Genomic DNA, 14,031 nt, shown 5'->3' on the forward strand with positions numbered 1-14,031 from the left:
TGCGTATTTAGGGAACAATGAAAGGCAAAGTCTTGGCCGAGCGCGTCTATCTGGACTGGAACGCGACGACGCCGCTGCGCGCCGAGGCGCGGGCGGCGATGATCGCCGCGATGGATGCGGTCGGCAACCCGTCTTCCGTGCATGCCGAGGGGCGCGTGGCCAAGGGGCTGCTTGAGACCGCGCGGGCGCAGGTGGCGGCGGCGCTGGGGGCCGAGGGGGCGGACATCGTCTTTACCTCCGGCACGACCGAAGCGGCGGCGCTGGCGCTGGCAGGGCGGGAACTGAGCTGTTCCGGGGTCGAGCATGACGCTATAAGGGCCTGGTGTGCCGAAGATCTTTCGGCTGACGGCAGGGGCAGGGTGGCGGTGCCGGACCCCGCGCGCGCGGCGCTTCAGATCGCCAATTCCGAGACCGGGGTGGTGCAGGAGCTGCCGGAGGGCCTGGCGCTCAGCGACCTGACTCAGGGCTTCGGCAAGCTGCCGATCGCCTTCAACTGGCTGGGCTGCGACATGGGTCTTGTCTCGGCGCACAAGCTTGGCGGGCCGAAGGGCGTGGGGGCGCTGGTGCTGAAGCGGGGCCTTGACGTTCCGGCGCGGATTCGCGGTGGCGGGCAGGAGATGGGGCGCCGGGCGGGCACCGAGAACCTGCTGGGCATCGTGGGTTTCGGCGCGGCGGCCGAGGCCGCGGCGAAGGAGCTTGCCGCGGGCGCCTGGGAGGAAGTTTCACGAATTAGAAATATTCTAGACTCGGCGATTGCAACCGAGGCAAAGACGACTATTATTGTCGGGAAAGCGGGCGCGCGCCTGCCGAATACCTCGTGTTTTGTGACCCCGGGATGGAAGGGCGAGACGCAGGTGATGCAGATGGATCTTGCCGGTTTCGCGGTCTCCGCGGGGTCGGCCTGTTCGTCGGGGAAGGTGCGCGCGAGCCAGGTTCTGACGTCGATGGGGATGGACGAGGCAGCTGCCTCGGGGGCCCTGCGCGTGTCTTTGGGGCCGGGCGTGCGTGAGGATGACGTGCTGCGCTTCGCCGAGGCGTGGCTGGCCAAGTGGCGGAAGTTTCGCGACAGGGCTGCATGAACAAAGGGGTGTAAAGCCCCGAGAGGAAACGGGAAAAAGACATGGCTGCACTGGACACACCGGAAACCGAAGTGCGTGAAGGCGTTGATCGCGAGACGGTCGAAGCCGTTCAGGCGATGGCCGGCAAGTACAAGTACGGCTGGGAAACCGAGATTGAGATGGACTTTGCCCCCAAGGGGTTGAACGAGGACATCGTGCGCCTGATCTCGGCCAAGAACGAGGAACCCGAGTGGATGACCGAATGGCGTCTGCAGGCGTTCCGCCGCTGGCAGCAAATGGAGGAGCCGGACTGGGCGCTGCTCGACATTCCGATGATCGACTACCAGGACCAGTTCTACTACGCCAAGCCGAAAAGCATGGAGGTGAAGCCCAAGAGCCTTGACGAGGTCGATCCGAAGCTTCTGGCCACCTACGAGAAGCTGGGGATTCCGCTGAAGGAGCAGATGATCCTGGCCGGGGTCGAGGGCGCCGAGGAAGCGCAGGGCGACCGCCGCGTGGCGGTGGATGCGGTGTTCGACAGCGTCTCGGTGGGCACGACCTTCAAGGAAGAGCTGAAGAAGGCCGGCGTGATCTTCATGCCGATCTCGGAGGCGATTCGCGAATACCCCGATCTGGTCAAGAAATACCTCGGCTCGGTCGTGCCGCAATCGGACAACTTCTTTGCCACGCTGAACTCGGCCGTCTTCTCGGACGGGTCCTTCGTCTACATCCCGGAAGGCGTGCGCTGCCCGATGGAGCTGTCGACCTACTTCCGCATCAACGCCGAGAACACCGGTCAGTTCGAGCGGACGCTGATCATCGCCGAAAAGGGCGCCTATGTCAGCTATCTCGAGGGGTGCACGGCGCCGAAGCGCGACACCGCGCAGCTTCATGCCGCCGTGGTGGAGATCGTGGTGCTGGAGGATGCCGAGGTGAAATACTCGACTGTCCAGAACTGGTACCCGGGCGATGAAGAGGGCAAGGGTGGCATCTACAACTTTGTCACAAAGCGTGCCGATTGCCGTGGCGACCGGGCCAAGGTGATGTGGACGCAGGTGGAAACCGGCTCTGCCATCACCTGGAAATACCCGTCCTGCATCCTGCGCGGGAACGAGAGCCAGGGCGAGTTCTATTCGATCGCCATCGCCAACAACATGCAGCAGGCGGACACCGGGACCAAGATGATCCATCTTGGCAAGAACACCCGCTCGCGCATTGTTTCCAAAGGGATTTCCTCGGGTAAGGCGCAGAACACATACCGCGGCCTCGTGTCGATGCACCCGAAGGCCGCGAACGGGCGGAACTACACGCAGTGCGACAGCCTGCTGATCGGCGACAAATGCGGGGCGCATACCGTTCCCTACATCGAGGTGAAGAACAACACGAGCCGTGTGGAGCATGAGGCGACCACCTCGAAGGTGGACGACGACCAGCTGTTCTATTGCCGCTCGCGCGGGATGGATGAGGAAGAGGCCGTAGCGCTGGTGGTTAACGGCTTCTGCAAGGAGGTGCTGCAGGCCCTGCCGATGGAATTCGCGATGGAGGCGCAAAGCCTGGTCGCGATTTCTCTGGAAGGGTCGGTCGGGTGAAGATCGCCGTCTACAAGATTGTTTTTCTTGTGGTCTATATCGGTGCGGCCTTGGCAGTCCTGCGCTCGGTCGGCTGGATCGACTGGTCCGCGCGCTTCTACGCCGTGGTGCTGATCGTGGGCATGAGTGCCGGCATCTTCATGCGGGCGCTGTTCGGGCGGATCGAGGAATAGGCGCCGAAAGGGCGCAGAACGGAATCAGGACGCGAGGGCTGCGGTCCGCGTCATCGACGGATGAGGAAGAAGATGCTGGAAATCAAGAACCTGCACGTCAAACTTGAAGAAGAAGACAAGCAGATCCTGAAGGGTGTCGACCTGACGGTCGAGCCCGGCAAGGTGCATGCGATCATGGGCCCGAACGGCTCGGGCAAGTCGACGCTGAGCTATGTTCTCTCGGGCCGCGACGGCTACGAGGTGACGGACGGGACCGCCACGCTCGACGGTCACGACCTGCTGGACATGGATCCGGAGGAGCGCGCGGCGGCGGGGCTGTTCCTGGCGTTCCAGTATCCGGTCGAAATTCCGGGCGTCGGCAACATGACCTTCCTGCGCACCGCGCTGAACGCGCAACGCAAGGCGCGCGGCGAGCCCGAGATCAGCGCCGGCGACTTCCTCAAGCTGATCCGCGAGAAGGCGAAGACCCTGAAGATCGACGCCGAGATGCTGAAGCGGCCGGTCAACGTGGGTTTCTCGGGTGGTGAGAAGAAGCGCAACGAGATCCTGCAGATGGCGATGCTGGAACCCACGATGTGCATCCTCGACGAGACCGACTCGGGGCTGGACGTCGACGCGATGAAGCTGGTGGCGGAGGGCGTGAACGCGCTGCGCGACGAGGGGCGGGGTTTCCTGGTCATCACGCATTATCAAAGGCTTCTGGACCATATCAAACCCGACGTCGTGCACATCATGTCGAACGGACGGATCATCAAGACCGGCGGTCCCGACCTCGCGCTCGAGGTCGAGAACAACGGTTATGCCGACCTGCTCGCGGAGGCGAACTGATGGCCTTGCCGCAAGCGAAGGAAGACGCGCTGGCGGCGCGGCTTGAGAGTTTGACGAAACCGGCTTCGGGCGGATGGCTGAGCCTGGCGCGCGGCCAGGCCGAGGCGCGGCTGCACGAGATGGGGCTGCCGGGGCGGCGCGACGAATACTGGCGCTGGACCAACCCGACGACGCTGATCTCTCCCGAGGTGACACCCGCCGCGCCCTACAAGCCGACGGATGAGGCGCCGGCCTTCGACGCGATCGACCGGGTGAAGCTCGTGTTCGTCGATGGCGTGTTCGATGCCGCGGCCTCCGACGATCCGGCAATGGCGGGGGTCGAGATCTCGCGCCTGGCGGAGGCTGGCCAGACCGACGTGCATTGGGCGCGCGAGATGTACGGCCTGCTCGAGGCGCAGGGCCAGTCGCCGGTGAAGCGGCCGCTGGCGGCGTTGAACTCCGCCTATGCGACGGATGGCGTTCTGATCCGGGTCACGGGCAAGGCCGAGAAGCCGGTGCATCTGGTTTACTACCATGAATCAGAGACTTCCGATGCGATCCTCCACCATTGTGTGAGGGTCGAGGAGGGGGCCGAGTTCACCCTGCTGGAAAGCGGTCCGGCGGCGGCGCGGTTCAACAAGGTGCTGGAGGTCGAGGTTGCCGACAGGGCGTCCTTCCACCACATCCGCACCCAAGGCCGCGACCATGAGCGTCGCGCGGCGACCCATATCTTCGCCCGCCTCGGGACGGAGAGCCGGTTCAAGACCTTCACGGTCACTGCGAACGGCGTGATGACCCGCAACGAGGTGGTGGTGGAGCTGACCGGCGACGACGCGCTGGCCCATGTGGCGGGTGCGGCGATGGGCGACGGCGATTTCCATCACGACGACACGGTATTCGTGACCCATGACGCCGAGCGCTGCGAAAGCCGTCAGGTGTTCAAGAAGGTGCTGCGCAACGGGGCCGAGGGCATCTTTCAGGGCAAGATCCTGGTGCAGCCCGGCGCGCAGAAGACCGACGGCTATCAGATCAGCCAGTCGCTGCTTCTGGACGACGACAGCCAGTTCCTCGCCAAGCCGGAGCTGGAGATCTACGCCGATGACGTGAGCTGTTCGCACGGTTCGACCTCGGGCGCGATCGACGACACGGCGCTGTTCTACCTGCGCTCGCGCGGGGTGCCGGAGCGCGAGGCGCAGTCGCTTCTGGTGCTGGCGTTCCTGGCCGAGGCGCTGGACGAGATCGAGGACGAGGCGATCTCGGAGGACATCCGCGGCCGTCTGGAAGGCTGGCTGTCGCGCCGCATGGCCTGACATGTCGCTGGTCGGGGACATCGCCGAAAGCTACCGTGCCCCCGGCCGGGTCGCCCTGCGCAAGCTGGGCCAGGGGGTGCGGGAAGACCGCGCGCTGGCTTGGCTGATGCTGGCCTGTTTCCTGATCTTCGTAAGCGAATGGCCCGGCCTGTCGCGGGCCGCGCATCTGGCGCCCTCGGTCACCTTCGACCAGAGGCTGGGCGGGGCGCTGATGAGCACGTTGTTCCTCTTGCCGGTCATCGCCTATGCCCTTGCGGCGCTTGCCCATCTCGTGGCACGAGCGCTTGGCGGGCAGGGGAGCTGGTACGGCGCCCGGCTGGCGCTGTTCTGGGCGATGCTGGCGATCAGCCCGCTGATGCTTTTGAACGGAGTCGTCGCGGGGCTGGTCGGGGACGGTTCCGGTCCGCGGGTGCTGGGCTGGATCGTGGCTGCGGCCTTCCTCTGGCTCTGGCTCGGGGGATTGCGCGCGACCGGGCGCGCATCGGAACGCGTAGGTGTGTGAGGACGGCAGCATGACCTTGACCGCTGGGGATCTGTGGGCGCTGTTGCGCGAGTCGGTGCTGCGCCCGCGCGGCGTGGTGCGCCGGTTGCTCGACGCGCCGCTGGGGGCCGGGATCCTGTGGCAGGCGCTGGTGGTGATGGCGATCCTCGCCGGGCTGCTGGCCTGGTCCGAGCTGTTCATCGGCCCTGAGGATTCGCTGCCCTTCGCCCGTGCCTCGCTTCCCGGTCCGGCCGCGATGAGCCTGATGCAGTTCGGCCTTCTGGCGATCCTGGTGCCCGCGATCCATTTTGGCGGCCGGATCTTCGGCGGCAAGGGCGAGATGCTGGGCGCGCTGAAGGTCGTCGCGTGGTGGCAGGGCCTGACCCTTGTCCTGCAGGTGGCCGAGCTGATCGCGATCCTCGCGCTGCCGTTCCTCGGTGTGCTTGTCATCGTCGCGACGTTCGTCGCGCTGGTCTGGACCCTGACCAATGCGGTCGCCGAACTTCACGGGTTCCGCTCGCTGGGGCTCGTACTTGTGGGCATCATCGCCACCGGTGTGGTGGTGATGCTGATCCTGTCCTTCCTGCTGACGGCCTTCGGAGTCGTCCCGCCCGGTTCCTACTGACCGGCCCATTCGGAGAGCGCCATGTACGACGTCGCCAAGATCCGCGCCGATTTCCCCATCCTGTCGCGGCAGGTGAACGGCAAGCCGCTGGTCTACCTCGACAACGGCGCCTCGGCGCAAAAGCCGCAGGTGGTCATCGACGCGGTGACCCAGGGCTATTCCATGGAATACGCCAACGTTCACCGTGGCTTGCACTATCTTTCCAACCTTGCGACCGACAAGTACGAGGCCGTGAGGGGCACCATCGCGCGGTTCCTGAACGCCGGCCACGAGGAAGAGATCGTGTTCACCTCCGGCTCGACCGAGGGGATCAACCTTGTTTCCTACGGCTGGGCCGCGCCGCGGTTCCAGCCCGGCGATGAGATCGTCCTTTCGGTGATGGAGCATCACGCCAACATCGTGCCCTGGCATTTCCTGCGCGAACGGCAGGGCGTGGTGCTGAAATGGGTCGATGTCGACGTGAATGGCGATCTCGATCCGCAGGCGGTGCTTGATGCCGTCGGGCCCAGGACCCGCCTGATCGCCGTCACTCACATGTCCAACGTCATGGGCACCAGGGTGGACATCAAGGCGATCTGCGCCGGGGCGGCGGCCAAGGGCGTGCCGGTCCTGGTGGATGGCTCGCAGGGGGCGGTGCACGGGCCGGTGGACGTGCAGGATCTCGGCTGTGATTTCTACGCGATCACCGGGCACAAGCTTTACGGCCCCTCCGGGTCGGGCGCGATCTGGATCAAGGCAGAGCGGCAGGCCGAGATGCGCCCCTTCCTCGGCGGGGGCGACATGATCCGCGAGGTCACGAAGGACGCCGTGAGCTACGCCGACCCACCGATGAAATTCGAAGCGGGAACCCCCGGGATCATTCAGCAAATCGGCCTCGGTGTCGCGTTGGAATACCTCATGGATCTGGGGATGGAGAATGTCGCGGCGCATGAGCGGGCGTTGCGCGACTATGCCCGCGACCGGCTGGACGGGCTGAACTGGCTGAACGTGCAGGGCAAGTCGGCGACCAAGGGGGCGATCTTTTCCTTTACTCTCGACGGCGCGGCCCATGCGCATGACATCTCGACCGTGCTCGACAAGAAGGGGGTGGCGGTGCGGGCGGGCCATCATTGCGCCCAACCGCTGATGGAACACCTGGGCGTGACCGCGACCTGCCGCGCGTCCTTCGGCCTCTACAACACGCCCGAAGAGGTGGACGTGCTGGTCGAGGCGCTGGAGCTTTGCCACGAGTTGTTCGGCTGATCCGGACGGTCGGGCCGGGGCCTCATCCGGCGCCCTGGTCCGCATCGCGGCCTGCATCCCGCCCTGCGGCGCGCGCCTTGCGCGCTTCGGGCAGGGCGACGGCCACGAGTACCGCGGCGGCCAGCACGAAGAGGCCCGCGCCCGCCACGCCATAGGCCAGCACCCCGCCCAGCCCGCCGATCACGAAGGCGGCCAGCGTGACCCCGTGCAGGGCAAGCCGGTGACGCACCACCGCAGGGCCCGACTGACTTCGCGCCCCGCCGAGGAGGATGGCGAGTTCCACCCCGATGTCGGTCGCGATGCCGGTGACATGGGTCGTGCGCACCCGGCTGTCGGAGATCCGCGTCGTGGCCGCGTTCTGCAGCCCCATGGCAAAGGCCACCCCCACCAAAACCAGTGGATCACCGGGCCCCGGCGGCAAGGCGGCATCCGCGGCCCCGACCAGGGCCAGCAGGACGGCCTCGGCCAGGATCGCGTAGGCGTAGATGCCATGGACGCGGCGGTTCTGTCCGATCTCGATCAGGAGGGCCGATGTGAAGGCGCCCGCGACGAAGGCCGCGACAAGGCTGACAGCCCAGCCCGCAAGGCCCCAATGCCCGAGCGCGAGGTAATCCGAGAGCGCCGAGACATTGCCGGTCATGTTGCCCGAGAACAGCCCCAGCGAGCGGAACCCCGCGGCATTCACCGCGCCCGCGACCAGCGACAGGACCGCGGCCAGCCTGAGGTCGAAGCTGACCGTCCGCGCATCGCCCGTATGGATCAGCATCGCATTCCTCCGCCTGTGGCGCCGTCCTGTGCCAAGGCGTAAGCCCCCGGCCGCCTTCGTGCAATTCCCCCGTTGCACCCTGCGTCCGGGGCAGCTATAGAGCCGGAGCGCTGCACCCATAGCTCAGCTGGATAGAGCGCTGCCCTCCGAAGGCAGAGGCCTCAGGTTCGAATCCTGATGGGTGCGCCAATTGATCCCCAACATGCTGATATCGCTACCTTTCTCTTGAGAGGTGGTGAATGGGCCCGTCTGCGCGGGCCGCCTGCGGTCGGGACGTGATCCGGCGCGGCGTGGCGTCCTTGTCGCAGGCCGCCAGCACGGCTGACCCGGGGTTCTGCCTTCCTTGCGTCGCGGGGCTGTGCGCTTGCGGGCGCTTGCTCCTCCGCATCGATCGCGCCGGTTCAGGCCGAAATTCCCCTCTCCATAGGCAATTGCCGCTTCTTCCGTGGCCATCCGGGGCCGGCGGGGACGGTGCATTAACCTGTTGGAACCATGGTCGCGGCAGGATGTTCGGCGGGCTGGTTGGGCGGTGCCCGCAAGACCGGCGGCGCTCTCTGGCGGGGCCGCGATGACCTCCTGCGGTGCCGGGGCCGCTTCCTCGGGTGCGGGGTGCACAGGAGCGGTGCCTTTCGAGATCTGGCACGTCATCACGCCCCCGGGCACTGGGCCCGAAGGGGGCGAGCGGCTTCGGGGTCAGGGCGACACACGAGAATTCCAAAATTCAAGCGGTGCGGCACCTCTGCGCCGCGATCGACAGGACTTGCCGCAAGGCGGCACGAGCGGAGAGAGAAATGACCAGCATCCGATTCAAGAAGGGCCAGACCTTCGCCATCCTCTGCCAGCGGATCGATGTGGACGGCGCGGCGGTGGACCTGGCGGGCGTGACGATCACGGCGCAGGTCCGGGGCAGCCTGTTCTCCGACGACCTGAGGATCACCGAAGAGGATTACGCCACGGGGGTTTTCTGGCTTTCGGCGACAGCCGAGGCGACAAACGAGTGGCCCGCCTCGGTGCTGACCCTCGATGTGGCCTTCGACGATGGCGTCACGGTCCATCTGTCCGACACGATCAACGTGCCGATCATGTCGAACACCACGCAGGTCTCTTCGTCCAGCTCCGGTCTTCCTGACGCAGGAACGGCAGGTAATCCGCTGGTCTTTCGTGACAATCCGCAGCCGTCCGGGCAGGTCGGCAAGGCCCAGACGCTCGTCAGCGCGACAATGTATCAGGGTCCGCAGGGCGAGAAGGGGGACAAGGGCGATACCGGCGACGTGACGCCCGAGGCGCAGGCGGCGGCGGCGGCCGCTGCGGCCTCGGCGAGCGCGGCACGGGCGGTCAAGGATCGGATCGACCTCGGCGCGCTTGACGATGCCGTCACCGTGACGGCGGCCGATGCCGCGCAGACCGCCGCCGATCGGCTACAGACTGGCGCCGACAAGGCTGCCGCCGAGGCCGCGCGGGACCTCGCCAATACCTATGCCGGGGTCAGGGACCAGGCGGCCAATGTGGCGGGTCTGACCGATCCGGCGACGCTGACCCCCGGCGATCGCGGCATCGTCTCCGGAAGCGGCGATGCGGCGGTCGATGGGCTCTATGAGGTTCAGGATAGCGGCGGTGCGAATGTGTGGGCGCGGATCGGCGACACCGGGCTGGCGGGAAAGGCGGATCAGGCCTCCCTCGACACCACGAACGAGCGCACCAAGTCGATCACGTTGCAACGCTATACTTCGCTGGTCGACGGCATGGTCGACGGCGCCGGATACCTCGGGGCCTATACGGACAGCAAGGGCATGCAGTGGTCCATCGAGAGGGCCGAGGCGGATCTGACCGGCGGTGTGTCCGGGGCCTCGCCCGCGGTGCTGCGGCGCTACACCAGCCTTTCTGGCGGCGACGTCGATGCGGATGGCCGCCTCGCGTCCTATTCCCTGAAGGACGGCGGCGTCTGGGTCATGCCCGACCCGATGGCCCGCACCTTCGCCGCCAACCTCAGGAAGCCCGGCTTCCGCGCCTCGTTGCTCATCACGGCGAGTTATGGGCAGTCGAACTCGAACGGGTATTCCGCTGCGGCGGTGTCAACGACGCCGTCCAGCCAGAACCTGATGTTCAATGGCGGGATCTCGCAGCAGGGCGGTTCCTGGACGAACAACGACCCGTCCCAGGGCTACATCGCGGGGACGCATGACAACCTGGTGGCGGCGGCGGAACAGGGCTTTCCTGGATATGGTGAGACCGGTCTCTATGTCTGCGCAGAGGCGATTTCGGCGCAGTTCGCGACAGCCTATCCGCAATTCCTGGGCGCCTTCGGGGCCATCGGCGCGCCGGTCTCGGCCCTGCAGAAGGGGAGCGCCACCTACGCCCTGTTCATGGAAGGTCTGGGCGACGCCATCGACCTTGCCCTGGCGGCTGGGGAGGTGCCGAACATGCCCTGGCTGGTCTACGTCCAGGGGGAGGCCAACGATTACAGCAACGCAAGCGCCGACGACATCATCTCCGGCTATTACGACCGGGTGGTCCAGCTTGCCGAAGATCTGCAAACGGACATTCTCGCGCTGTTCGACGCCAAGGGCGTGTACCACCCGAACGCCCCGCTGATCTTCATCTCGCAGGTGTCCAACTGGACCGCCTACGCCAGCCCGCCGCACCTCGACGCCCGGGTGGCGCTGGCGCAACGGCGGATGTGCCGCGACCGGCCCGACCTGTTTCGCATGATCGGCGCGACCTACCACCTGACCGGGGCGTTGCACCGCGATGCGAACGGCCGCCAGCACGAGGGTGTCGACTGGATGCGGGCCTTTCGGGACGAGTTCCTGGTGCAGGGCGGGCGCTGCCGTCCGCTCGATTGCATCGGGGTATACGCCTCCGAGGGGCAGACCTCGGCCATGCTGGAATTCGATGTGCCGACCCCGCCGCTGGTCATCGACACGACCATGGTTGCCGAGGCCACGGCCTACGGCTTCGAGGCGACGGACGATAGCGGCGCCCTGACGATCACCGACGTGAAGATCATCGGGGACGTGAATATCCGCCTGAAGTTCGACCGCGCCATCGTCGGCCAGCTCCATGTCGGCGCCGGGATCACCGGCACGGCAAATACCGTCGGCCCCACCGATGGCCCGCGCACCAATATCCGCGACAGCGAAACCACGGCCAACCCGCTCGGTCTTGAGAGCCACCGTTGGCTGATCCACTTCAAGGAAGCAGCACAATGACCAGCACCTACCACGCATCGCTTCGTGTCGCGCAGGGCACGGGCATCAAGACCCGGGCGGCGGCGGCGGGGATCGTCGCGCCCCAGGTGGGCGATTTCGACCTGTTCGACAAGACCGACCTGCAACGGGTCTACGAGTTCGCCGAGGGCAGCGGGCCTGTTGTCAACGATGGCTACAAGGATACCAGGGCCCCGCTTCCCGCGAACGCCGCCTTCGACGCAACGGGTGTGACCTTCTCGGCGGGGACCGCCGGGCAGCTCGACACCGGTATCGCCGTAGGCTCCTCGTTCGACCTCTACATGCTGGCGAAGGTCGGCGCCTGGACCACCCAAATGTTCGGCCCGGGCCGGTACGCCGGGGCGAGCGGGGTCGACAGCAGCGGGGCAACGGTGTCGATGTCGGTGAGTGGGGGCCTCGGGAGCTTTCAGCTCAACCTCTACAATGCCGGTGGCCAGAACCTGGTGTATGTGAACGAGCCCACGGCGGGGGATCTCATCGGGGTCTGGCGGGTCTATCAGGTCAGTGTCGCTGCGGATGGCACTGCCCATGTCGCCGTCGACGGCGTTCAAGGAAAGAATGCCTCGGTCGATCCCATGGTGCCTTACGACCAGACTGACCATCCGAACTACTTCTTCGGGTCGGCCGGCACGCCGGGCGGCGATCTGTCGGTCGCCTGGGCGCAGCTTTACACGACGCCGCTGTCTGCGCTGGAGCGGGCCAAGGCCATCGCATTCCTGCGCAAAACCGTGGCGCCCGCCCGGGGCATCACCATCGGCGCCGCCTGACGGTTCGGGCGTCCGGCGCAAGCCGGGCCCGCCCTGCGCCGCGGCGTGGGGCGGGCCCGGGGCATCAGTTGCCGGGAATGGCCCAGTCTGGGCGGAACTGATAGAGCCACGTCTCCGTCAGCGGCGTGCCGTGCAGCGCAAGGTACATCCGCAGATCGGCGATCTGGCCCGGCATCAGCTCCAGGTCGAAATTCGCGCGCCAGATGTTGCCGTTGGGGACCGGGCGCGAGAAGGTCCGGCTGATCTTGCCCGTGCTGGTGCTTACCACCACCTCGGGGAAAACGCCGAAGGGGATCTGTTTCATCACCGACGGTCGGTCGAATTCCACCGCGAAATGATAGACATGGGGCGGGCGCGGCTTGCCCGGCTGGCCGCCCCGGCCGATCCGGGTCTCGACCGCCTGGGCGATGTTGGTCGCCGGGACCGGGCAGGTGTTTTGCCAATGAAGGCGATAGTGCAGGTCGTAGCTGTTACCTTTGGCCGCCTTGCCCGCGGGCACCCAGAAGGCGCCGATATTGTCGTTGATCTCGTCGTTGGTGGGGATCTCCATCAGCTGGATCTCGCCCTTGCCCAGCGGCTTGACGGGTTCGATCCAGACGCTGGGGCGGCGGTCGTAGAAGACGCCGTCCTGGTAATGGTCGAAGTTCCGATCGCGCTGCATCAGGCCGAAACCGCGGGGGTTGTCGTCGGCAAAGGCCGAGATGCGCGTCACGTCGGGGTTGTTCAGCGGACGCCAGATCCGTTCGCCCGATCCGGCCCACATCGACAGGCCGTCGGAATCGTGCACCTCGGGGCGCCAGTCCTGCAGCCGGTCGCGGCCGTATTCGCCGAACCAGAACATCGAGGTCAGCGGCATCAGGCCCAGCCGGTCGACATCCGTGCGCAGGAAGACCCGGGCCTCGATCTCCATGATCACGCCCTTCTTGCGGTCGAGGCCGCGGGTCATGCGGAACCGGTAGGCGCCCGAGACGCTCGGCCCGTCGAGCAGCGCGCAGACAGTCACCGGCGTGTCGGGAGAGGCCCCCGGCGCCTCTTCGATGTAGAATTCGGTGAAGTCGGGGAATTCCTCGGGCTTGTTGTCGAGGGCGGCGTTGACGACGATGCCGCGGGCCGACTGGCCGTACTGGCCGTCGGCTCCGATCGCGCGGAAGTAGGATGCGCCCTGGAACGCGGCCCAATCCTGGTGGGTCCAGTCCCCGGCGGTGTACCATTCCTGCAGCCGGAATCCTGCGAACCCGGCATTGTGCGGCAGCTTGCGCGCGGGGTTGTCGGCGGGCATGTCGAAGAAATCCGTGGAATACGGCACCTCGGTCGCCTGACCCGCCTCGACCAGGAACATCCGCACCCGCTTGGGCGCGTACTTGCCCAGCGGGAAGAATTCCAGCGGGTAGCCCTTTTCCTTGCCGGTTCCCGGCTGCCCAGAGAATGGCGCCTTGTCGGTCCGGAAGACGATCTCGCCATGGCGGGCGTAGTCGATCTGCTGGACGATCTTGGGATCGGGCATGAGCGGGGGGTGGTAGGGCTCCGTCGCCATCTTGCGGGCGCGGGCGACCAGGGCGTCGAAGCTGAAGGCCCGGGGGGCGGACTGGGCCAGCGCAGCGGAGGCGGGAAGGATCATCGCTCCGGCAAGCGCGGTCGCCCCGCGCAACAAGCTTCTTCTGGTCAACATCAGGACATAACTCGGCTTTGCATCGGACAGCTTTCGACCTAGGCGCTGTGCCCGGGGACGCAAGCGTTTTTCGCACGGGCGGCAAGGTCTTGCCGCATCGCAGCGAGTAATTGGCGCAGGCCTGCCCATACCCGCACACGACCGCTCAAATTTCGGAACATCCATGTCCTGCGACACGTTGCGCAAAGTTTGATCGCGGGCCGAAAGCCGCCGAGGTGTGCGCGGGTTTGGGCAGGTTTCCCCCCACCGTCCTCACGTCCGGCGGAGGCGGCGGAACAGGTGGGGGGCGACCCGGTGTTTCCTTCCGTGCCCGCGCC

Annotated in this window: 12 protein-coding genes and 1 tRNA gene; 11 read left to right on the top strand and 2 right to left on the bottom strand. The window is 66.3% G+C overall.

Features of this window, described 5'->3' with window-relative positions:
* The first annotated feature begins 17 nt into the window (after positions 1-17).
* From CVV76_RS02890 to CVV76_RS02920, 8 genes are all read left to right on the top strand, one after another.
* Entirely contained in the window at positions 18-1,079 is a 1,062-nt protein-coding gene (locus tag CVV76_RS02890; protein ID WP_233192692.1) for a cysteine desulfurase family protein, read from the top strand.
* A gap of 41 nt (positions 1,080-1,120) precedes the next feature.
* Complete coding sequence (gene sufB, locus CVV76_RS02895; protein WP_102223121.1) at positions 1,121-2,647, top strand: Fe-S cluster assembly protein SufB; 1,527 nt, start codon at positions 1,121-1,123, stop codon at positions 2,645-2,647.
* Positions 2,644-2,820, top strand: coding sequence for a hypothetical protein (locus CVV76_RS24890; RefSeq protein WP_158243087.1), 177 nt, complete (start codon positions 2,644-2,646; stop codon positions 2,818-2,820). The genes sufB and CVV76_RS24890 overlap by 4 nt, the downstream gene beginning before the upstream one ends.
* 72 nt (positions 2,821-2,892) lie before the next feature.
* Complete coding sequence (gene sufC, locus CVV76_RS02900; RefSeq protein WP_102223419.1) at positions 2,893-3,648, top strand: Fe-S cluster assembly ATPase SufC; 756 nt, start codon at positions 2,893-2,895, stop codon at positions 3,646-3,648.
* On the top strand, positions 3,648-4,937 hold the full coding sequence (sufD, locus tag CVV76_RS02905; RefSeq protein ID WP_102223122.1) for a Fe-S cluster assembly protein SufD: 1,290 nt from the start codon (positions 3,648-3,650) through the stop codon (positions 4,935-4,937). The genes sufC and sufD overlap by 1 nt, the downstream gene beginning before the upstream one ends.
* Before the next feature lies 1 nt (position 4,938).
* Positions 4,939-5,439, top strand: a complete 501-nt coding sequence (locus tag CVV76_RS02910; RefSeq protein WP_102223123.1) for a YIP1 family protein — start codon at positions 4,939-4,941, stop codon at positions 5,437-5,439.
* Between the two features lie 10 nt (positions 5,440-5,449).
* Positions 5,450-6,043, top strand: coding sequence for a YIP1 family protein (locus CVV76_RS02915; RefSeq protein ID WP_102223124.1), 594 nt, complete (start codon positions 5,450-5,452; stop codon positions 6,041-6,043).
* Positions 6,044-6,064: 21 nt separating this feature from the next.
* Complete coding sequence (locus tag CVV76_RS02920) at positions 6,065-7,285, top strand: cysteine desulfurase (protein ID WP_102223125.1); 1,221 nt, start codon at positions 6,065-6,067, stop codon at positions 7,283-7,285.
* A gap of 22 nt (positions 7,286-7,307) precedes the next feature.
* Here CVV76_RS02920 and CVV76_RS02925 read toward each other — a convergent pair whose 3' ends face one another.
* Positions 7,308-8,051: a YoaK family protein gene (locus CVV76_RS02925; RefSeq protein ID WP_102223126.1), complete on the bottom strand. Its 744-nt coding sequence runs from the start codon at positions 8,049-8,051 to the stop codon at positions 7,308-7,310.
* 112 nt (positions 8,052-8,163) lie between these two features.
* Between CVV76_RS02925 and CVV76_RS02930 the strand changes: the two genes are divergently transcribed.
* The 3 genes from CVV76_RS02930 (at position 8,164) to CVV76_RS02940 (ending at position 12,045) form a co-directional block, all read left to right on the top strand.
* Positions 8,164-8,240 (top strand) — tRNA-Arg (locus CVV76_RS02930).
* A 602-nt stretch (positions 8,241-8,842) separates the two neighbouring features.
* Complete coding sequence (locus CVV76_RS02935; RefSeq protein ID WP_102223127.1) at positions 8,843-11,260, top strand: hypothetical protein; 2,418 nt, start codon at positions 8,843-8,845, stop codon at positions 11,258-11,260.
* The gene (locus CVV76_RS02940) at positions 11,257-12,045 is read left to right on the top strand and encodes a hypothetical protein (RefSeq protein WP_102223128.1); all 789 of its coding nucleotides are present in this window, start codon (positions 11,257-11,259) and stop codon (positions 12,043-12,045) included. Before CVV76_RS02935 ends, CVV76_RS02940 begins: the two co-directional genes overlap by 4 nt.
* Before the next feature lie 64 nt (positions 12,046-12,109).
* On the opposite strand, the gene CVV76_RS02945 is transcribed toward CVV76_RS02940, so the two are convergent.
* Positions 12,110-13,693, bottom strand: a complete 1,584-nt coding sequence (locus CVV76_RS02945; protein ID WP_233192693.1) for a glucan biosynthesis protein — start codon at positions 13,691-13,693, stop codon at positions 12,110-12,112.
* Between the last annotated feature and the right edge of the window lie 338 nt (positions 13,694-14,031).

Origin of the sequence: Acidimangrovimonas sediminis (assembly GCF_002871005.1) — a bacterium.
Taxonomy (GTDB): Bacteria; Pseudomonadota; Alphaproteobacteria; order Rhodobacterales; family Rhodobacteraceae; genus Acidimangrovimonas; species Acidimangrovimonas sediminis.

Bases quoted from the DNA above. Each gene is read 5' to 3' on its own strand.
- CVV76_RS02940 (WP_102223128.1), top strand. From the start codon at position 11,257: ATGACCAGCACCTACCACGCATCGCTTCGTGTCGCGCAGGGCACGGGC.
- CVV76_RS02890 (WP_233192692.1), top strand. From the start codon at position 18: ATGAAAGGCAAAGTCTTGGCCGAGCGCGTCTATCTGGACTGGAACGCG.
- sufC (WP_102223419.1), top strand. From the start codon at position 2,893: ATGCTGGAAATCAAGAACCTGCACGTCAAACTTGAAGAAGAAGACAAG.
- CVV76_RS02935 (WP_102223127.1), top strand. From the start codon at position 8,843: ATGACCAGCATCCGATTCAAGAAGGGCCAGACCTTCGCCATCCTCTGC.
- CVV76_RS02925 (WP_102223126.1), bottom strand. From the start codon at position 8,051: ATGCTGATCCATACGGGCGATGCGCGGACGGTCAGCTTCGACCTCAGG.
- CVV76_RS02915 (WP_102223124.1), top strand. From the start codon at position 5,450: ATGACCTTGACCGCTGGGGATCTGTGGGCGCTGTTGCGCGAGTCGGTG.
- CVV76_RS02910 (WP_102223123.1), top strand. From the start codon at position 4,939: ATGTCGCTGGTCGGGGACATCGCCGAAAGCTACCGTGCCCCCGGCCGG.
- CVV76_RS02920 (WP_102223125.1), top strand. From the start codon at position 6,065: ATGTACGACGTCGCCAAGATCCGCGCCGATTTCCCCATCCTGTCGCGG.
- sufD (WP_102223122.1), top strand. From the start codon at position 3,648: ATGGCCTTGCCGCAAGCGAAGGAAGACGCGCTGGCGGCGCGGCTTGAG.
- sufB (WP_102223121.1), top strand. From the start codon at position 1,121: ATGGCTGCACTGGACACACCGGAAACCGAAGTGCGTGAAGGCGTTGAT.